The sequence below is a fragment of the Acinetobacter sp. Root1280 genome, from assembly GCF_001425285.1.
GTDB classification, from domain to species: Bacteria; Pseudomonadota; Gammaproteobacteria; order Pseudomonadales; family Moraxellaceae; genus Acinetobacter; species Acinetobacter guillouiae.
This window is the reverse complement of the sequence record NZ_LMED01000001.1, coordinates 441,751-460,789: the sequence shown is the minus strand read 5'-3', so window position 1 is coordinate 460,789 and position 19,039 is coordinate 441,751. Positions and strand designations below refer to the sequence as shown.

The 19,039-nt window shown below is 38.3% G+C and carries 17 protein-coding genes; 9 read left to right on the top strand and 8 right to left on the bottom strand.

The genetic code is table 11. The features are described 5' to 3' along the window. Positions 1 to 8 precede the first annotated feature (8 nt). Positions 9 to 680 carry a DUF1028 domain-containing protein gene (locus tag ASC84_RS02215; protein WP_056511252.1) on the bottom strand — a complete coding sequence of 224 codons (672 nt, stop codon included), beginning with the start codon at positions 678 to 680 and terminating at the stop codon, positions 9 to 11. Between the two features lie 24 nt (positions 681 to 704). Next, a complete protein-coding gene (locus ASC84_RS02210; RefSeq protein ID WP_056511249.1) occupies positions 705 to 1,118 on the bottom strand; it encodes a RidA family protein in 414 nt (137 codons plus the stop codon). Between the two features lie 405 nt (positions 1,119 to 1,523). Here ASC84_RS02210 and ASC84_RS02205 point away from each other — a divergent pair, with 405 nt between their 5' ends. Genes ASC84_RS02205 through ASC84_RS02195 form a run of 3 tightly spaced genes read left to right on the top strand, consistent with a single transcriptional unit; the run spans position 1,524 to position 5,721 of the window. Further along, positions 1,524 to 2,813 carry an NAD(P)/FAD-dependent oxidoreductase gene (locus ASC84_RS02205; RefSeq protein ID WP_056511246.1) on the top strand — a complete coding sequence of 430 codons (1,290 nt, stop codon included), beginning with the start codon at positions 1,524 to 1,526 and terminating at the stop codon, positions 2,811 to 2,813. A gap of 51 nt (positions 2,814 to 2,864) precedes the next feature. Then, complete coding sequence (locus ASC84_RS02200; RefSeq protein ID WP_056511243.1) at positions 2,865 to 4,292, top strand: APC family permease; 1,428 nt, start codon at positions 2,865 to 2,867, stop codon at positions 4,290 to 4,292. A gap of 28 nt (positions 4,293 to 4,320) precedes the next feature. Continuing rightward, a complete protein-coding gene (locus tag ASC84_RS02195; RefSeq protein ID WP_034613153.1) occupies positions 4,321 to 5,721 on the top strand; it encodes an aminotransferase in 1,401 nt (466 codons plus the stop codon). Between the two features lie 175 nt (positions 5,722 to 5,896). On the opposite strand, the gene yddG is transcribed toward ASC84_RS02195, so the two are convergent. Beyond that, on the bottom strand, positions 5,897 to 6,823 hold the full coding sequence (yddG, locus tag ASC84_RS02190) for an aromatic amino acid DMT transporter YddG (RefSeq protein ID WP_056511239.1): 927 nt from the start codon (positions 6,821 to 6,823) through the stop codon (positions 5,897 to 5,899). A 276-nt stretch (positions 6,824 to 7,099) separates the two neighbouring features. On the opposite strand from yddG, the gene ASC84_RS02185 reads away from it, so the two are divergent. The 6 genes from ASC84_RS02185 (at position 7,100) to ASC84_RS02160 (ending at position 13,799) form a co-directional block, all read left to right on the top strand. Further along, positions 7,100 to 7,738, top strand: a complete 639-nt coding sequence (locus ASC84_RS02185; protein WP_034613146.1) for a VWA domain-containing protein — start codon at positions 7,100 to 7,102, stop codon at positions 7,736 to 7,738. A gap of 17 nt (positions 7,739 to 7,755) precedes the next feature. Beyond that, positions 7,756 to 8,400, top strand: a complete 645-nt coding sequence (locus ASC84_RS02180; protein ID WP_004720351.1) for a TerD family protein — start codon at positions 7,756 to 7,758, stop codon at positions 8,398 to 8,400. 14 nt (positions 8,401 to 8,414) lie between these two features. Then, complete coding sequence (locus ASC84_RS02175; RefSeq protein ID WP_004821620.1) at positions 8,415 to 9,050, top strand: VWA domain-containing protein; 636 nt, start codon at positions 8,415 to 8,417, stop codon at positions 9,048 to 9,050. 103 nt (positions 9,051 to 9,153) lie between these two features. Next, positions 9,154 to 10,206, top strand: a complete 1,053-nt coding sequence (locus ASC84_RS02170; protein ID WP_056511236.1) for a TerY-C metal binding domain-containing protein — start codon at positions 9,154 to 9,156, stop codon at positions 10,204 to 10,206. Between the two features lie 142 nt (positions 10,207 to 10,348). Then, the gene (locus tag ASC84_RS02165) at positions 10,349 to 12,226 is read left to right on the top strand and encodes a PP2C family serine/threonine-protein phosphatase (RefSeq protein WP_056511233.1); all 1,878 of its coding nucleotides are present in this window, start codon (positions 10,349 to 10,351) and stop codon (positions 12,224 to 12,226) included. A 43-nt stretch (positions 12,227 to 12,269) separates the two neighbouring features. Continuing rightward, complete coding sequence (locus ASC84_RS02160; protein WP_004720359.1) at positions 12,270 to 13,799, top strand: helix-hairpin-helix domain-containing protein; 1,530 nt, start codon at positions 12,270 to 12,272, stop codon at positions 13,797 to 13,799. A 27-nt stretch (positions 13,800 to 13,826) separates the two neighbouring features. Here the strand turns inward: ASC84_RS02160 and ASC84_RS02155 are convergent, their stop codons facing one another. The 5 genes from ASC84_RS02155 to ASC84_RS02135 are packed head-to-tail and all read right to left on the bottom strand — an operon-like array spanning position 13,827 to position 18,761. Next, positions 13,827 to 14,753, bottom strand: a complete 927-nt coding sequence (locus tag ASC84_RS02155; protein ID WP_056511232.1) for an HpcH/HpaI aldolase/citrate lyase family protein — start codon at positions 14,751 to 14,753, stop codon at positions 13,827 to 13,829. Then, the gene (locus ASC84_RS02150; protein ID WP_056511229.1) at positions 14,750 to 15,916 is read right to left on the bottom strand and encodes a cysteine protease StiP family protein; all 1,167 of its coding nucleotides are present in this window, start codon (positions 15,914 to 15,916) and stop codon (positions 14,750 to 14,752) included. The genes ASC84_RS02155 and ASC84_RS02150 overlap by 4 nt, the downstream gene beginning before the upstream one ends. Then, positions 15,909 to 16,688 (bottom strand): HAD family hydrolase, encoded by a 780-nt coding sequence (locus ASC84_RS02145; protein WP_056511226.1) that lies wholly within the window; start codon positions 16,686 to 16,688, stop codon positions 15,909 to 15,911. Before ASC84_RS02145 ends, ASC84_RS02150 begins: the two co-directional genes overlap by 8 nt. After that, the gene (locus tag ASC84_RS02140; protein ID WP_056511222.1) at positions 16,678 to 17,799 is read right to left on the bottom strand and encodes a phosphoribosyltransferase domain-containing protein; all 1,122 of its coding nucleotides are present in this window, start codon (positions 17,797 to 17,799) and stop codon (positions 16,678 to 16,680) included. The genes ASC84_RS02145 and ASC84_RS02140 overlap by 11 nt, the downstream gene beginning before the upstream one ends. A 5-nt stretch (positions 17,800 to 17,804) precedes the next feature. Next, entirely contained in the window at positions 17,805 to 18,761 is a 957-nt protein-coding gene (locus ASC84_RS02135; RefSeq protein WP_227515076.1) for an ATP-grasp domain-containing protein, read from the bottom strand. Between the last annotated feature and the right edge of the window lie 278 nt (positions 18,762 to 19,039).

The following is a 19,039-nucleotide window of genomic DNA, read 5'->3' as shown; positions in this document are numbered from 1 at the left end:
CGAAAAATTTATTCATTTCCTGGAACACCATAGCTGCGAGCATTGATCGGGTTTAAAGCTCTTAAAACATAATCATCAATTTGCGGTTCATATATCTGCCATAGTGCGATAAGGTCGGAAATGGGTTGATCTGACCAGTCCACGCGTAAGTCAACAATTGGCCATTCCAATTTGTCAACAACCAAAAGACCAGCAGAATGTACTGCTCCTGCTTCTCCACCAGCCTGTTTTCCTGCGTCTAATGCATAAAGTAAACGCTCAGCTAACGTGCCTTTACTTTGTTCGAAGTGTTTGAGCATAACATGAGTAACATTCTCATTTGCAAGTAAATTACCTGCACAAACGGCATGTTTCCCTATATGTTGTGTATAAATTCCTAAGCTATTTTCTCCACTAAAGGCAAAAGGCTCATTCACTGCGTCAAGTAAAGTTAATTGGCGGTATTCAATAAAATCGGTATTTTTAGTTAATTCTGTAATCGCATTTTTAGGCGATATATTATATTTGGTCATTTCAAGTAAAATGCTGGCCAATTGAGGATCGGTTATATTCTGGCTTGCTGCAACACCAATCCCAGCTTTGGCACGTATACATCTTGATGCAACGGCTGGAGAGGATGAACTAATCGCTGCACCGAATTGTCCTGTTTCACTACATCTCGCAATAATTGAAAATGTCATATTTCCCTCACATCTTGATGGTTTTTAGTCTGGAATAACGGCAATTGCATCAACTTCGACAAGCCATTCTGGACGTGCCAAAGCGGAGACAACGATACCCGTTGAGACAGGGTAAACCCCTTTGAGCCATTTACCGACAACACCATAGACATCTTCACGGAAGCGTGGATCAACGATATATATGGTAATTTTACAAATATCAGCCAATTCTCCCCCAGCTTCTTTGAGTAGCATGTCAATGTTGTACATCGCCTGTTCGGTCTGACCCTTGACATCACCTATAGCAACACTTTCCGATGTATCCAGATTTTGTCCAATTTGACCGCGAAGAAAAACAGTTCGTCCACGTGCAACCACAGCTTGGCATAGGTCATTATCTAAATTCTGCTCTGGATAAGTTTTTTTGGTATTAAATGTTCGAATGCGGGTATGTTTCACAGCTCAATCCTCAGTTAATTATCATGTTTCTCTAGTATGCTTACTTCGTGAGCGCTCACAATTTGTGTTTTCCTTTCTAGTAATTTACTTTTTCCGTAGTAATAAAAAAAATTAAAAAAGAATGATAGTCTGGCATATATTTTTTATTAATTTCATATACTTATTGTATGGCTTCAGATTTTTTGATGCATTTGTTTTGGATATTCTATTTTCGCTTTGCTGCTCGGCTCCCTATATTTTTCTTAAATCATGTTTTGTGCAGCTTTGATATTTCATTTTTTGAACATGAAATCTGCAGCAAACATATACAGCCAAACAAGTGTGATTGGCAGTAGTTGGTAAATGTCTATTCAACAAAAGAGTTGTTGTTGGAAGCAAGTTACTCGATCTGATAAGGAAAAAAAGATGAGTTTAAATAAATTAGAAATAGATACCGTTGTGGTTGGTGCTGGCCAAGCTGGAGTTGCGATGAGTGAGCACCTTACAGAACTCAAAATTCCACATGTGGTATTAGAAAAAAACCGTATTGCAGAAGCTTGGCGTACACGCCGTTGGGATTCTTTGGTAGCGAATGGACCTTGTTGGCACGATCGCTTTCCCAATATGGAATTTGATCTTGATCCAGATAGTTTTGTACATCATGACCAAGTTGCTGAATACTTTGAAAAATATGCCAAGCGCTTTAATGCACCGATTTATAGCAATGTTGAAGTTAAAAAGGTCCAAGCAAATGCGCAAGCTGCGGGTTTTGTTGTTGAAACCTCTAAAGGCACTTTAATAGCACAACGTGTCGTTGTAGCAACAGGGCCTTTTCAAAAAGCCATTATTCCTTCGATTGCGCCTCAGCAAACGGGTTTATACCAAATCCATTCAGACCAATATAAAAATCCACAACAAATCCCTGAGGGTGCTGTTTTAGTAGTGGGTGCTGGTTCTTCTGGAATTCAAATCGCAGATGAGTTAAATCGTGCTGGTAAAAAAGTCTATTTGTCTGTGGGAGCGCATGAACGTCCACCACGTGTTTATCGTCAACGCGATAATGTTTGGTGGCTCGGGGTGTTGGGTGGATGGGATAGTGTTAAAACCGATACAGGACCGTTGAAAGGTTTGGCTGTGAGCGGTGCACATGGTGGGCATTCCATTGATTTTAGACGTCTCGCACAACAAGGCATCACTTTACTGGGCATGACGATGCAATTTGAAGCTGAGCGGGTTCGTTTTCAAAATGATTTGCAACAGTCATTAGCCGATGGTGATAAAGCGTATTTTGAGTTTTTAGATGCTGCGGATGCCTATGTTCAGCGTACCGGTATAGATTTACCTGAGGAGCCAGAAGCTCGGATTATTTTAGATGATGCTGAATGCATTCAACAGCCTATTTTAGAGCTTAATTTAGCACAAGCAGGGATCACTTCAATTATTTGGGCCTCTGGCTTTGGTTTTGATCATAGTTGGTTAGAAGTCAATGCTTTTGATGCAAATGGGCGGCCCAACCATAAGCTTGGTGTCTCAACAGAACCCGGTATTTATTTTATTGGTCTACCTTATTTATCTGGGCGTGGTTCAAGCTTTATTTGGGGCGTTTGGCATGATGCAAAACGCGTGGCAGGCCACATTGATATTCAACGTCAGTATTTAAAGTATCAAGATAAAACTCAAAGAAATTTAATCAATAAAGAAGAAAAAACGGCATGAAATAAGTTTTAAATTTCAAGGTTTAATGCCCACTCTAGGAGGGAGGAGCACATGACAGGAAAAAACAATAAGCAAGGAAGTCGTTTAATCGATCAGGCAAAACAGGTGAATGCAAAACAGGTGAATGCAAAAAAGTTAACTTTGTTTAACTTGATCGCCATTGCAGTAGGTTTAGTGCTATCACAAGGTGTGATGGTGATTATTTTGCAAGGATTTGGCTTAAGCGGAATAAGTTTCTTTATTCCGCTGATTATCGGATTCTTTTTAGCGCTGAGCTATGCGACCTCTTTTGCAGAGTTGGCATTATTAATTCCTAAAAGTGGCAGTATCAGTGATTATAGTCTAGTCGCAACAGGGCATTTACCCGCGATGCTTTCGGTATTTTGCGGTTATATTTTGGTGGCAATGTTTGCTGTTTCAGCAGAACTGATTTTAATCGATGATGTGATCAAAAAAATATTTAAGCTGGATGTTCCCTATTTTGGCATTGGCTTTTTGATTTTATTTATTTCAGTGGGTTTAAATCTGCTGAAAATTGATATCTTCTCCAAAGTTCAAAATACCGTGGCTTTTGTCATGGTGGTGTTATTACTTTTACTCGGTATATTTGCGATCAGCGGTTGGGTTTATCCGCATACTCAAGTAGTTGATTATACAATTACTTTTGATACAAATACTGTGGCTCTGGTTGCTCTGGTTGCTTTGGCTTTTTGGGGATTTGTTGGCGTCGAGTTTGTTGTTCCGATGATCGAAGAATCCAAAAATCCCAGTAAAAATATTCCAAGATCGATGTATATCGGTTTAACTACGATTTTTATCACCATTTCTTTATATGGCGTTGGTGCACTGTATTTCTTACCCCAAGAGCATCTGGTCAATTCTTTGACCCCACATATTGAATATGCAACGGCGGTATTTGGCCCGACTGGCTTACTGTTTATTGCGATTGGCGCTTTATTTGCCACCTTAAGTACCTTAAATGCGACTTTAGCTGCCTTACCACGTATGTTACAGGGCATGGCGAGCAATAAACAAGTGTTATCAATTTTTGCCCGAGTCAATCAGAAAAATAATGTGCCTTGGGTGGGCGTTGTATTTGTTGCCGTCATCATCATGATACCGATGTTGTTTTCACAGAGTGAAACCGATGTGATTAAAGTTCTGTTAACAGCAGCATGTATCTCTTGGTTGATCGCTTATGTGATTGCACATATCAATGTGATTGTGTTGCGTAAACGCTACCCACAGATGGCAAGACCTTATAAAGCACCATTTTATCCATTCCTGCAAATCATTGGCATTATCGGGATGGTACTTACGATTTTCTATGCTGTGCCTACCCCAGATTTGAGAGTCAAAATATTTACCTGGGTCGGAATTGTGATTGGTTTTACCACAATCATCAGTATTCTTTGGATCAAATTGGTGATGAAAAGACAACTCTTTCAACCAGAATCCATCGAAAGTTTGACCAAATAAAAGCAGAATTTTAACAAGGAGTTATCTTATGAAGCAGTTATCAACAACAGAAATTACAGAAGTTTGGAAAAAAGATAAAGATCACCATATTCATCCATGGACTGACTTTGCAACTTTTAAAGATGAAGGTGCCATGATTCTTGCACACGGTGAAGGGTGTTATGTTTTTGATGCTGAAGGCAATAAATATCTGGATGGTATTGGTGGTTTATGGTGCGTCAATGTGGGTTATGGGCGTCAAGAAATTGCCGATGCCATTTCAGAACAGATTATGCAAATTCCTTATTATTCTGCATTTGGTCACCATACTTCGATCCCCGCTGCAAAATTATCTGCAAAACTGGCTGAATTAGCGCCTGGAAATTTGAATCATGTACTGTTTGGTTGCGGAGGTTCAGTTGCCAATGATACTGCTGTACGACTCATTCACTTTTATTTCAATCAACTTGGTCAACCAAGCAAGAAAAAATTAATCTCGCGCAAAGATGGTTACCATGGCAGTACCTATATCAGTATGTCATTAACTGGTGTTGAGTTTGACCATATCGGTTTTGATATTGATCGCGAATTGGTCCACCAGATTTCATGTCCAAATCCATATCGTAGAGCGGAAGGTCAAAGCTTAGAAGCGTTCTGCAATGAAAAGGTACAAGAGTTAGAAAATAAAATTTTGGAATTGGGTCCAGAAAATGTCGCTGCGTTTTTTGCAGAACCGATCATGGGTGCTGGCGGTGTTATCGTACCTCCGCCGGGATATCATAAAAAAGCCCTTGAAGTATGTCATAAATATGGGGTTTTATATGTGTCTGATGAAGTTGTGACTGCGTTTGGGCGCTTAGGGCACTTTTTTGCTTCAGAATCAGAGTTTGATATCGTTCCAGATATTATTACTTGTGCCAAAGGCTTATCTTCAGGTTACTTACCCTTAGGTGCAACGATTATATCTGATGATATCGCAAAAGTGATTGGTAAGCCTCAGGCAGATGGTGCGTTATTTACCCATGGATTTACCTATTCAGGTCATCCTGTTTCTTGTGCAGCGGCACTAAAAAATATTGAAATTATCGAGCGTGAAAATTTACTGCAACATGTCAATGATGTAGGTCAATATTTTGAAGATCAATTACACACATTGGTTGACTTAGACATTGTCGGGGAGGTTCGTGGTAAGAAATTTATGATGTGTATTGAAAACTTAGCCAATAAGAAAACTAAGGAACTTTTCCCGAGTTCAGTCAATGTAGGTTCTCGAATTGCAGATTATTGCCAGAAAGATGGGTTAATCATTCGTCCAGTTGGTCATATGAATATTATGTCGCCACCCTTAATTTTAAATAAACAACATGTAGACTTTATCGTGACAACATTACGTAAAGCGATTCTGAGTACGACAGCGGATCTTAAACGTGAAGGTTATTTGTCTGGTTAAACTTGCAGATAAATCTAAGCAAACAATTTAAGCGATTCATGGCCCCCCTAAATTGAATCTAAAGTAGTGGGGCCATTTACTAAGTTGATCATTCAATATGGATTAAATGCAACTTAAGCTGTTGAATGATTGCTTGGATGGTATTTATTTAAAATGCATGCTGATCAGCAAGCATTTAATTTAAAGCACTGAATAGTTTGTCTTTTAATTGTTGCCAATTTGTCGAAATCCAACACACCAAAGAGCCTGAAGTCACCAAGATCACGCCATACCAAAACTCTGTTGGTAGATTGGTTTGTAAGATAAACATTGAAATCAAAGTTGAGATGACTGGACTAAAATAAGATAAAGTCACCAAAATCGTAATATTGCCTTTGATAATGCCAATATTCCAAGCGGCATAGCCCAAGGCCATCACCACTGAAACAATGCCTAATAATCCTATTGTTGTAAGTTCAACTTCTGGAATTGCATTTAAACTCAATCCATTTGACCACAGGTATTTACTCCACAGCACTATACTGATTGCCACAAAGAAAAATGAAATTGGATTATGCCCATCACTATATTTTTTGGTAATGACACAATATAAGGACCACAGCGTTGCCCCAACAAATGCCAAAATATAACTGATTGGATTTTCGAGAATATTGGATAAAATATTAGACCATGTTAAAGCACCTTGTCCGGTTTGAATCAAAATAATTCCACTTAAGCTGATGGCTAAACCGACAATAACAAAGACATTAAATTTAATTTCTTTAAAGAGGATCAGCATCGCAACAGTTAAGCCCGGCCAGAGGTAATTGACCAGGCTAACTTCTATGGCTTGTTGGGCGGTTTGTGCTAGTGCAATGGCATAAGAAAAACATAATTCATAAATAACAAACAATAAGGTAGAAAATATCAGATATTTTTTTGAAATTAATTTTAAATTTGGGATTTTAAAAAATATTAATAAAATACATGTGCTCAGTGTATACATCAGCAGCACAGCCAACTCAGCGCCCAAACTAAAACTAATTTTTTTCAATAAACCGACAATGGAAGACCATTGTAAAATGGCACTTAAACCAATCAGGGTTGCGAGATTTTTTGACATATTGGACTTTAAAATCTGAGGATTCAGATTAAGGTAAGTAATGAAACAATTATAGCTTAGAATTTTGCGATTATTTTTAAAATATCACCCAGCATAAAACAAATAATATGTCAGGATAAGCTCAATTAAAAAACAGCGGATTTAAGCAAAATTTGATATTTGGATAAAAAATTAGGTATTAAAAATGATAAAAAAGCTTTGTTTTTAGTTCAATTTTTTATATAAACATATGCATAAAGATTAAAAATTAACGAGACATTCAACAGAGATAAACAAATGAGAAGATTACCCGTATATTTATTATTAGATACCTCAGGTTCGATGCATGGTGAACCGATTGAAGCCGTTAAAAATGGTGTTGAAATACTGGTTTCTTCACTCAGACAAGATCCTTATGCGCTTGAAACAGCCTATTTGTCTATTATTACTTTTGATACTCAAGCCAAACAGTTGATTCCCTTAACTGAAATTGCGATGTTTCAACCCCCTCAATTACAGGCAACGGGGACTACACAGTTGGGCGAAGCGCTTGGGTTACTGGCAGATAAAATTGATCAGGAAGTGCAAAAAACCACACCTGATACCCGTGGTGACTGGAAACCCTTAGTTTTTATTATGACAGATGGTGCACCAACGGATGACTGGACCAAAGGTTTTGCAAAACTAAAACAAGCCAAGACAGGGATGATTATTGCTTGTGCAGCGGGACATAATGCAGATAGCAGTATTCTCAAACAAATTACAGAAGTTGTGGTAGAACTTGCAACTGCAGATTCAAATACCATTAAAGCCTTCTTTAAATGGGTTTCTGCAAGTATTTCTACAGGAAGCCAAAAAGTAGATGCAGGTCAAAAAGAAGTCACAGGCTTAAATGATCTTCCACCACCACCACCTGAAGTGAATGTGGTTCTATAAAAATAAAGGAAAATAGCATGGCAATTACATTGGCGAAAGGTCAAGGACTCAGCCTTGAAAAATCTAAACATGATTTAGAACGAGTGACGATTGGACTTGGTTGGGATATCACTGAGCAAAAGAAAGGCTTTTTAGGCGGATTATTTTCAGGCGCAAAGAGTGAAGAACACGATCTAGATGTGGTGGCATTTTTATGTGATGCTAGTGGAAAAGTAAAAGATCTGGGCTGGAATGCCGCAGGTCAAGCCACACTCGAAAACAGTGATGTTATCTTTTTTAATAATTTAAAACATCGTTCAGGGCAAATCTGGCTGACTGGAGATAACCGTACTGGTGCTGGTGACGGCGATGATGAACAAATTATTGTCAAATTAAATAGCTTGTCAGCTGAATATCACAAGATTGTCTTTATTGTGCAAATTTACAATGGTGCAAAAAACAATCAGCATTTTGGTCAGGTGAAAAATGCCTTTATTCGTGCTGTCGATGGTACTGGCAAAGAAATGGTGCGTTTTGATTTATCAGGTATCGGTCAATATGATCAACAACGTTCATTGTTATTTGCTGAACTGGTCAGAGAAAATAGTGGTTGGAAATTTAATGCGGTCGGTAATGCATCACCCGCGGATAATTTCGTGGAATGGTTAAAAAAATATAGTTAAAAAATGAGAATATAATGCGCCGTTTACCTGTATATATTTTGTTAGATACATCTGGCTCTATGCGTGGAGAGCCAATTCACTCGGTGAATGTTGGCTTGCAGTCGATGCTCAGTGCATTAAGGCAAGATCCTTATGCGCTTGAAAGCGTGTATTTAAGTGTGATCACTTTTGATATTGAAGCAAAAGTTTATTTACCGCTTACCCCTTTAGATCAAGTTCAAATTCCAGATCTAGATGTACCCAATGTGGGAGCAACATTTATGGGTGCAGCATTGGAATTACTGGCACAGGAAGTACAACAGAATGTACAGAAAAGTAGCAATGATGTTAAAGGTGATTGGCGCCCGTTATTGTTCTTGATGACAGATGGTTCACCCTCAGATGTCTATGCTTATCAGCAAATAGTTCCCACAATTAAACAGCTTAATTTTGCCACGATTGTCGCTTGTGCTGCGGGGCCAAAAGCGAAAACTGAATCCTTGCTACAACTGACGGATCAAGTGGTTGTGTTAGACACCATGGACTCAAATAGTTTTGCCAGCTTCTTTAAGTGGGTTTCTGCAAGTGTGGTTGCTGGTAGCAGTAGTGCAGGAGTATCTGATTCAATTTCTTTACCACCACCACCCGCCGAAATTCAGCTGGTTTTATAACTGAATATTACGTGACGATAAAAATGCTAAATCAAACAGATCAGCGCTTATCTTTTTGATTTAGGTATTTGAATAATATGATAAAAATAATGTAGGTGAAGTTATGCGCCGTTTACCGGTATTTTTTGTTCTTGATTGTTCTGAATCAATGGTCGGGCAACCGCTCGAATCAGTTCAAGAGGGTGTGGAATTTATTTTAAGCAGTTTAAGAAAAGATCCTTATGCACTTGAAACTGTATATGTTTCAGTGATTGCATATGCAGGGATTGTCAGAACATTGGTTCCTTTAACTGAGTTATTTGCCTTTAATCATTTTAATTTGCCTTTGGGTGGTGGGACACATTTGGGCAAAGCTTTAGATCATTTGGGGCAGGAAATTGATCGTTATGTGATGAAAACCACCAGTGAAGTCAAAGGCGACTGGAAGCCAATGGTCTATATATTTACCGATGGTCGCCCAACCGATGAATATGATCAGGCAATTCAACGCTGGAATGCCAAATATGCGCATAAAGCAACAGTCGTCGCCATCGGTCTAGGTGCAGATGTTGATTTTTCTGTGCTGAGTAAGATCACTGAAAATACCATTTCAATTGATCAGATCAATCAAGAATATGTCAAAGGTTTGTGTAAGTGGATCACAGCCTCTGTGGTCTCACAAAGTATCAGTATTGGTAGCCATCAACAAAAAGATGACTTGTTGCCGATTGATGAGCGTTATATGCGCTTGGCAAAAGATGCATTGTCCCTACAAAAAAATAAAGCCGATGATCATTGTGCGATATTTGTGGGTCGCTGCCAAAAGATGAATAAACCTTATATCATCAAATATATACGTAACTTACAGTACAAAGGTCCAGCTGATTTAAATATCAATATCTATAATTTTAAGTTAGATACCTGTAGTGAGATATCTGAGGAGTATTTTACTTGGTCAGATCATAATGCATCAAATAAGCAGATCAATACAGCCGAGCTCGATGGTTTCCCTGAATGTCCACATTGTTTTTCTGAGACTGCTTTTGCGGTATGTGGATGCGGTAATTTGATGTGTTATGACGGCTATCGGGAATCTGTGGTTTGCCCGTGGTGTCGTCGACAAATCAGTTTCTCGTCTGGTGATGGAGATTTTGATTTAACCCGTGGGCAAGGTTAGGCTTTATCGGTTGATGTGTTGATACATTATTAAAGCATTGCTGCATTGAACAATATTAAAAATCTATATCGCTTAACGCTTAAATGCATCGTGATTGGTGAGTGACCAAGCGAATAGAATAGAAAAATGGGTAGAGGGTAAAATGGACAGTGATGTATGCAAATTAAAGCAGATTTTGGAACATAATTCCGCTGATTTCAGTGAGACATTTTCACAATTTCTATTAAGTGATCCGCAAAATCTCAAACAACTTTCAAAACTCATCAATGAATTGGAAAAAGTGAAGATAGCTGCACCGCGTTTGAATAATATCGATGAAGCTGATTTATTGGATAACGCATCTGCTGCACAGTCTCAGCATGAAACTATAAGCTCGGATACAACCCAAGCTACTGTACAAAAGAATGTTCAAGAGCCAGTCGGTCTTAATCAGCAAACAGAAACCAATCAACACGCTAGAGTTGATGACCAAGTCAAACTAGATGAAAATATTCAACAAAATTGTGATGATCCTTTAGTCAATGTGGATCAACTCCATACATCATCTGAAAACACCAACTTAGTTGGAGCAATTTCCGAAACGCAAAATGTCACTTTAGATCTTCACACAACATTGCAACTGGCACCGATCCTACAAGTTGAACAGCAAGTTGTTGCAGATCAAGTCGAGCAAGCATCAGCCCCTACAATTGAACCCAATTTAGAAAACAAGCCGACAATTGATTCTGAAAATATAAACTCAACCCCTGAAATAATATCTTCTGAAACTGAGAAGAATAGATTAGAGATCGAATCTGTGTTTAGACGAAGTAAATATGAAGACATTAAATTTCAGGTTGAAAATGCCCGAGTTGGACAACACTATCAATCTCAAATTTCAGTGATTTCTCAACATGATGTCAATCAATTAACATTCAAATCTGAAAGCTTTAAATTTCCAGATACAAGTTTTTATTTCGATGAAGCCACACAACGTATTCATGGTGAACCACAACAAGCAGATTCAATCGAATTTTCTTTTCAGTTTATTGCTGATGGAGAAACACGCTCCGCCCAGTGTCGGTTGAATGTCATTGCAGACCCACGCAGTTTATGGAAAGTCATTGAACCTGAGTCTGGGCAAAAATTTAGCAAGCCACATTTGGATCAAGCTTTGATTGATGCGGTGGACTATAAAATTATCGCTGCAAGTCGTCGTGGCCGTTCACATGAGCATGCAGGCTTATTTAGAGATGACGATTTTTCCATTACTTTAATCGACAATACACCTTGGTCGGTCTTGACTGTGGCAGATGGTGCAGGCAGTGCGCAATACTCCAGAGAAGGCTCTCGAATTGCGGTAGAGATTGTTGAAAATGAGTTTAAAAACTATTTGACCCCACACACGGTTAAAAGCCTGATTGCTGATTTAGAAAAGTGGCAAGTGGGCAGTCAGGATGCTGAAACTGTTGCAGTTGCCAAAAAGTTAAATGAGCAGTTTCATCATGTATATTATGAAATTTATAAGTCAATTATTAACCAAATCAAATTACAAGCAGAGCAGATTGGGGCAAATACTAAAGATTTTTCAACCACATTGCTGGTTGCGGTCGTATGTAAATTAGCTGACAAAACCTTTATCAGTACATTCTCAGTGGGAGACGGTGCAATCGCAGTATATAGCGAGGACAATGTCCGTCTGATGAATGTTCCAGATGGTGGTGAATATGCAGGACAGACCAAGTTTCTAGATCTGAGTATTGCAACAGAATTTCCAAACCGTTTAAAAATAGGCTGCTTTAAAGATACCCATGCGATTATGTTGATGACAGATGGTATTTCAGATCCAAAATTTGAAACAGATTCTGGCTTATCCAATTTTGATAAATGGCAAAATTTATACCGTGAACTGGATCCGTTGCTACAGAATGAGGCAGCTGATACTGCATTGTTGGAATGGATGCATTTCTTTACAGCTGGGCATCATGATGATCGTACCATGGCTGTATTATGGAATAAGCATTCAACAATATCTGTATAAATAATATCTAAGTATTTGAAGAATATAGTGTAAGGTGGCAAGTATGTCAGCAAAAATTATTAAATGTACCACCGTTGATGGACGTGAAATAGAATTTGTAGATGAAATTATCGGTTCAGGTGCAATGAAAGATGTATATTTTTCACCTGATCGTAGTTATGTGGTGTGCTTTTTCAGTAAAGAAAAGAATAAGTTTTATGAATCTAAAGCCACCTTTGAGCAGCAAAAAGATCGTTTAAAAGAAATTGTAGGCAATAAATGGCAAAGTATTTTTAATGGGATTGGTGGAGATTATTGGAAGAATATTTTCTGCTGGCCAGATGGTTTAGTTGAATATAATAATTTGCTTGGGATTACCGCCCCAACCTATAGAAAACAATTTTTCTTTGAATATGGTTCAAAAAATAATGATTTTCTGCAAATCAAAGGCAAAGAAAAAGAAGGGAAATGGTTTGCAAGTGCAAACAACCAAAACAGATTTCTCGACGACAAAGAAAAAGGTACTTGGCTAAATTACCTTAAAATAGGAATTCTAATTTCCCGCGCAGTACGCCGTATGCATGCTGCGGGTTTGGCCCATTCAGATTTATCTTATAAAAATATTTTGGTCGATCCTGTTTCTGGGAGTGCCAGTGTTATCGACGTTGATGGTTTGGTAGTACCTGGAAAATACCCACCGGACGTTGTCGGTACTCCTGATTTTATTGCGCCAGAAGTGGTACGCACTAGTCATTTATCCAAAGACAATCCTGATCGTTATTTACCCAGTATTGCGACAGATAAACATGCTTTGGCGGTATTGATTTATATGTATTTGCTCTATCGACATCCGTTACGTGGTGGAAAAATTCATGATATGAATGATCCGCAAAAGGATGAAACGCTGGGAATGGGTGAAAAAGCGCTGTTTATTGAACACCCAACAGATCATAGTAATCAGGTAAAACCGACTCAACTTAAAGTCAGTCAGCAGCCGTGGGGTGATCCTGCAAAAGTACCATTTACAGTGACTGGACCGTATTTGTCTGAGTTATTTATGAAAAGCTTTGTCGAGGGGTTACATGATCCTGCCAAGCGTCCCTCAGCCAATGATTGGGAAACAGCTTTGGTTAAAACAGTGGATTTGATTCAGCCTTGTCATAATCACCGTTGTGGTCAAAAGTGGTATGTCTTTGATAATTCCACTAAACCTGAGTGTCCATTTTGTCATACGCCGTTTAAAGGTAAATTACCTATTCTCAATTTATACTCAGCACGGCAGCAAGGTAATTTTAGACCCGATAATCATCGTTTAATGGTGTGGACAGGCCAATCTATTTACGCATGGCATACCAATAATATGATTGCACCGAATGAACGCTTAACCGCAGAACAGACCAAGCGAAAAGGGTATTTTGTTTTACATAATGATGTGTGGTGGTTGGTCAATGAAGATATGCCTGATCTTACCGATGTTGCCAATAAAACGCAGATCCCGATTGGTGGTAAAATTGAGTTAAAAGATGGTGTTCAAATTTTATTTTCTAAACAAGATGGCGGTCGTTTAGCTGTGGTACAAATGGTTGAAGCATAATGCGATGCTTCAACCTCTAAACAAGGCCTATACCACCAATATTTTGTCGTGTGTTGAACAAGAGGATTTGACCAAACCAAAAGTTTTATATCTGAGTAAAATCATTTCAGCCCAATTTTTATGGGTGGCAGGTTCGATCATTGAACCATGACTTTTGAATACACTTTTAGCATCGTGTGCTAAGATTAATTGAGCTTCATGGAAATCTTCAGGCTGAACTTGTAAGGCATGATGGATATGACCAATTTGAGCAGGATGAATTGCTGTTTTGGTATAAATTCCATTATTCATGTCTTGTTCCAGCTCTTGCATCAATAGCTGTGTATTTTCAAAATGTTCACACACGGGTGAACTTAGCTGAAAGCCATTGGGAATAAATAATCCCGCCAATTGTGAAATCAGAATGCCCACAGGTGTTTGATAAATCGTAGTATTTTTGGGTCTACGCAGATTTAAACAGGACAAGAGGTCATTGCCACCAATTCTTAAACATAAAGTTTTATGAAAGTCATATTTAAGGGCTTGGTAAAGTTCAATATTGTGTGCCACATCAAAGATTTCTTTGGTTTCAAGTGTCGGCATATATTGCAAATTGGCAGGTAATACATTCATCCAATTTTTTAAATTAAATACATTAAACTTAGGCAAAATCATACCATTAAATGTTTGATTTAGATCCCAGTCGACAATGTGCTTCGCCATTTCCATATTTCTTGGACGGATAAAAATGGCAGGGGCTTTTAAACTGGGTTCATCCAGTCGTCTTTGCAATAAAAGTTTTAAATTCACCATCGCTGTTTGAACATCTGATTCAAGTACAGCATCTTCAAGGCATACCGCAATTGATTTAATCTGAGGAAACTTAATTCCTTGGGTAACTTCCCACAATTGTTCATGTGTTGCAGGAATATACATGGTCGCGCCAAGTTCAATGGCGTGTAAAAGTGGCTTCATTTTTTCTTCTCTACTTTTTTTATCAATGTTGCTGCGTGATAAGGACCTAATTTTGTTCCCAGAATATCGACTGGAATATTTCGCTCACGTGCAAAGTGCAATAATAATTGTACATGAGGGTTAGATTCATCTTTCAATAAGATTCGTTCAGGTACGCGTCTTAAAACTGCACGGGTTGCTTCAGCAATACTGGGTTTTATATGGTTAATATTTTGAATCGCATATTGTGCTGCAATCCATTCAATCGTTTCTGCACATTGCTGCTGTTGTGCTAAACGAATTTGATTGTTCCAGCTCACCTGTTTATCCGTTGGATTTTGTTCAATCAACAGTTGTATTTGCTCAACAAAATTGACAGAAAGGTCATAAGGTTTTAGCTGATCATAGATTAAACAACTGTGCCATTTTTGTGTCTGATAGCAATTTTTACGGGCATCTTGCTGTTCAATCGTTTCTTTTAGAATCGTCCGAGAAGTCAATCCAGAAATCACTGAACCCAATATACCAAATGGAATCAACCAATCATCTGTACTGGCACTTAACCAAGAATAACCACCCAAATCAGATAGGGTAACTAAACGCGGGATCTGCCAATTTTCATCAAAGAGCTCAGGAATGTCTTGTAGATTTTTTGTGAGTTCTTTGCATATCGCACCTTTACCTGTCCAGCCATCTACAAAAACGATATTCTCAGCACCATGTTGTTCAATAATCGCTTGCAGTGCAGCAAAGTCGACACCTCGATCACGAATAATACTAATACCATAGTGATAACAAGGCTGATGCTTTTCAAGGTAATGCTTGAGTAAGACACCTAAAGGAACACCAGCGCGAACCAAGCTCACCAAAACAATCTCTTGTTTGGGAAAACGTTGCATCAAACTGTTGCCAATTTTTTGAACTTCTTCGGCAAGGCGCTGTGCACCTTGTTCAAAGGCATGCTGATAATGTTGCATTTGTTCATCCGTTGGCGCATGTTCAGCACTGATCATTTGTGAATAGTGCATTTTTCCTGACTGGATCAGATATTCTTTTTCTTCAACTGCAGTGGGTTGAATATCATCAATCTGCATCAAAAAAGTGACATCTTCGGGACGATATGAACCGTGAAAGCCAAGTTCGTTCAATATTGGATTGAGTGGTGTGATCAATGAATTAGACATGACCTAAATATCCTTTAGTGTCAAAATCATGGCTTAAATGCGTATTGAGAAACTTATCCAACTGACTGCTTTTCGGCATTCCAAACCAGTCGCAACAGCTGAGGAATCCAGCATCTGATAGACTATCGCCCCAACCTAAAATAATACGTTCCCGTTGCGGATCATGTTTCTGAATATAAAACTCAACCGCGCTTTGTTTGCTGACATGATGTGGAATAATCGCCAGATTATTGCCATTGATATGGATATAGCACTGTTCCAGTAGCGGTTGAGGTAATTTCTCAACAAGCCGATCTAAAAATAACGCACCAGCTTGTTTTTGCTTCGCAACAGAATAAATACTCAGTTCATTTTCAACTAAAGTCCAAGTTCTTACTGCACCCAAATCTTTGGCATAGTCATGCAAAGCTTCTGGCAAGTCAGTCAGTATGCCATTGAGTTGAATTTCATGTTGTTTTTGAAGATCAAACCAGTCAGTATCCACAGCTAAATTTTGATCCAGAATCGTGCCACCATGGGAACAAATCGCACCATATTTAAAAGGGATTTGTACACGTTTAAAGCCTTCAACTGAGCGAGCAGTTACAGGCACAACCTCAGCAGATTCAAGCAACCAATTCAAAAAAGACTGCTGTTTTGGACTCATATATGAAAGCGGTTGTCCTGAAACATCTGTAGTCACCATTTGATGTTGTGGAGTCGGTTGCTGTTTTCGATAAGTTTGAAATAAAGTGTCATCCAAGTCGACAAAGACTAAAGGTTTAGGGTTCATAACTGATCACTTCCAAATTTTTAATTTGTTCAAACAAGCTTGGGTCTACGCTATCTTGGTGTGTTTCAATCACCAAAAGCACCCGATCAAATTCTTGATGTTTTACGTTATAAGCAAAGTTTTGGATATTTAACCCATAATTATCATGAAACTGGCAAATACTTTTTATCGCATGTCCTTGCATGATCGGTGAACGTGTTGTTGAACTAAAGTAAGTTTCAGCACCTTGTTGTTCCAACTGTTCTGCAATAAGAAAAGGAATCCAACTAAACTCACCTGAACCCAGTACAAGTATTTTTTCGCCTGGATGATTAATGTGAATATGTTCCCATGGCGTACATTCTAAATAACCTGGCTCACGTCCCCAATTATTTGGTGCAATAATTTTCTGTGCCTGTTGCTCAGTGGAGCTGACATTGGGCATATTAATCTGAATATTGTGCTGATTCGCTTGCCACTGCCAATTCCCTTGCAATAATGAAACCACTTCCACAGGGATATCAAGTTCATCCGTTGCAAGACTGTGCTCAGCCCAGTTCACCAACGTGACCAAGATCACGCGTTCAACTTGCTGCAAACCAGAATTGGTTAAGCTGTTGATCAGGTTTTTAAAGGTTTTTCCAGTCGAAATTTCATCATCAACTAAAATCAAAGTTTTTGAATTAATCACTTGCTGATGTTTGGCTAAATCATGGCTGCTTAGAATAAACTGATCCTGAGCATGGCTATGTTCTTCTAGAAAAAGCCCCAACGTGGGTAAAGTCGATACAGGGTGTCGTGTTGTCGTTAAGAAAATCGCATTTTTGCCATGTTGTTTTTTTAATTCACGATAAACCCCAGCACCTAAACCGACTGCTGTTTCGGCCATACCAATGACACAGATTGGCCCAGCCAAATCTGTAGGTACTAAACTGGCTAAATCGCTATAACTGCGCTGCATGACAGAGGGTGCGACAGGGATATGTTTCCCCAATACTTTGGAAACAAATAAAAATGCTCTTTTAGGATTAATTCTTTCTGCAAAATCTAATAAATCATCTAAAGCCCAGTGGCTATGTTGTTGGTTAACTTGAACACTGATTCGCCCACGACTTAAATCTATATGCTTCATCTATATTACAAATCCAATTTTATACTATGGGCAATCGGTAAAGCTTTTACAGGCGATTGGTGTGGTGCTCGAACTAAATTCAAATTTAATTTTTCAGCAATCAGTTCAGCAATCAAATTGACTCCCGTATGTTGTGTATAAGCAAAACCACCAGCAGGGCGTGGATTGATCTCAAGAATATGCCATTGCAAGCTTTCATCTTGTTTAAATTGGATATTAATTAGTCCATCACATTGAAAATAATCGACTAAATCTATACAAATTTGATGACAAGGATGTTGCAAAAAACACTCTTGAAAATAAACATGTTTGATTCTGGTTACTTGAGCAATGATCTTTCCTTGACTACAAGCAATATCAACTGAACATTCTTGCCCAGCCAAATAAGGCATAATCAGATATTCAACAGGCTCTTCCTGCTGACTATATGCCTCTATAAATTGCTGAGTATTACATTTGGTCGGTGAGCTAAAGTTTTTAAAGTACGATACATGATTCTGTAAGCGGACAAAGCCGGCACCATAAACCCCATAAACAGGCTTAGCGCAGATCTCACTATGTTGTAGCTGTAATGTTTCAATGGATGTTTTCAGCGTTTCTGTGGAATTGGCTAATAACGCTGGAATGACAGATAAATTTTGCGCTTCACAATGTAAGGTAAATTGGTATTTATTGTTCATCAACTCATGCTGTTCTGAGCTGAGTGTACCAGTAATCAACTGAATAGCATGTTGTTCAAATTGAGCTCTAAACGGCTCAATATGTTGGCTGTGTTTTCCACAGAAGAGCAGTTGAATATTATGTTCAATACATTGTTCTAATAACCATTCAGCGCTCTTTGAAATAGCAGGTTGCTGAAGATAAACATCAGCACTTAAGGCAAGTTCGGGACGGTTACGGCTGTGAGAACAAAATATAGTCAGTTGTTTTGATATACTCGAACTTTTCAGTAATTGAATCATATCATTTTGACAGGAATAACACTCGGCGATCCAAATTTTATATTGCTGTAGCACGGGTAATTTAATCTCAAATTTTTATAAAGAATAACGAAGTTTTTAAAGCGACTATCTGATGCGCTGGAAAATATAACAATTCCCCATAGTGATACAATATTTAATTTTAATATTTTGTAAAAGTAATCAAATACCAAGAAAAAAACACTGAAACACTTGAGATTAGGAATTTTTATGGTAAAACATAGCATATCTATTTTTATTTGTTTTTTATAAAGAAAGTT

Excerpts from the sequence above, each read along its gene's own strand:
- ASC84_RS02180 (WP_004720351.1), top strand. The coding sequence starts at position 7,756 with ATGGCAATTACATTGGCGAAAGGTCAAGGACTCAGCCTTGAAAAATCT.
- ASC84_RS02215 (WP_056511252.1), bottom strand. The coding sequence starts at position 680 with ATGACATTTTCAATTATTGCGAGATGTAGTGAAACAGGACAATTCGGT.
- yddG (WP_056511239.1), bottom strand. The coding sequence starts at position 6,823 with ATGTCAAAAAATCTCGCAACCCTGATTGGTTTAAGTGCCATTTTACAA.
- ASC84_RS02170 (WP_056511236.1), top strand. The coding sequence starts at position 9,154 with ATGCGCCGTTTACCGGTATTTTTTGTTCTTGATTGTTCTGAATCAATG.
- ASC84_RS02140 (WP_056511222.1), bottom strand. The coding sequence starts at position 17,799 with ATGAAGCATATAGATTTAAGTCGTGGGCGAATCAGTGTTCAAGTTAAC.
- ASC84_RS02145 (WP_056511226.1), bottom strand. The coding sequence starts at position 16,688 with ATGAACCCTAAACCTTTAGTCTTTGTCGACTTGGATGACACTTTATTT.
- ASC84_RS02155 (WP_056511232.1), bottom strand. The coding sequence starts at position 14,753 with ATGAAGCCACTTTTACACGCCATTGAACTTGGCGCGACCATGTATATT.
- ASC84_RS02150 (WP_056511229.1), bottom strand. The coding sequence starts at position 15,916 with ATGTCTAATTCATTGATCACACCACTCAATCCAATATTGAACGAACTT.
- ASC84_RS02135 (WP_227515076.1), bottom strand. The coding sequence starts at position 18,761 with ATGATTCAATTACTGAAAAGTTCGAGTATATCAAAACAACTGACTATA.
- ASC84_RS02200 (WP_056511243.1), top strand. The coding sequence starts at position 2,865 with ATGACAGGAAAAAACAATAAGCAAGGAAGTCGTTTAATCGATCAGGCA.
- ASC84_RS02205 (WP_056511246.1), top strand. The coding sequence starts at position 1,524 with ATGAGTTTAAATAAATTAGAAATAGATACCGTTGTGGTTGGTGCTGGC.
- ASC84_RS02175 (WP_004821620.1), top strand. The coding sequence starts at position 8,415 with ATGCGCCGTTTACCTGTATATATTTTGTTAGATACATCTGGCTCTATG.
- ASC84_RS02185 (WP_034613146.1), top strand. The coding sequence starts at position 7,100 with ATGAGAAGATTACCCGTATATTTATTATTAGATACCTCAGGTTCGATG.
- ASC84_RS02160 (WP_004720359.1), top strand. The coding sequence starts at position 12,270 with ATGTCAGCAAAAATTATTAAATGTACCACCGTTGATGGACGTGAAATA.
- ASC84_RS02165 (WP_056511233.1), top strand. The coding sequence starts at position 10,349 with ATGGACAGTGATGTATGCAAATTAAAGCAGATTTTGGAACATAATTCC.
- ASC84_RS02195 (WP_034613153.1), top strand. The coding sequence starts at position 4,321 with ATGAAGCAGTTATCAACAACAGAAATTACAGAAGTTTGGAAAAAAGAT.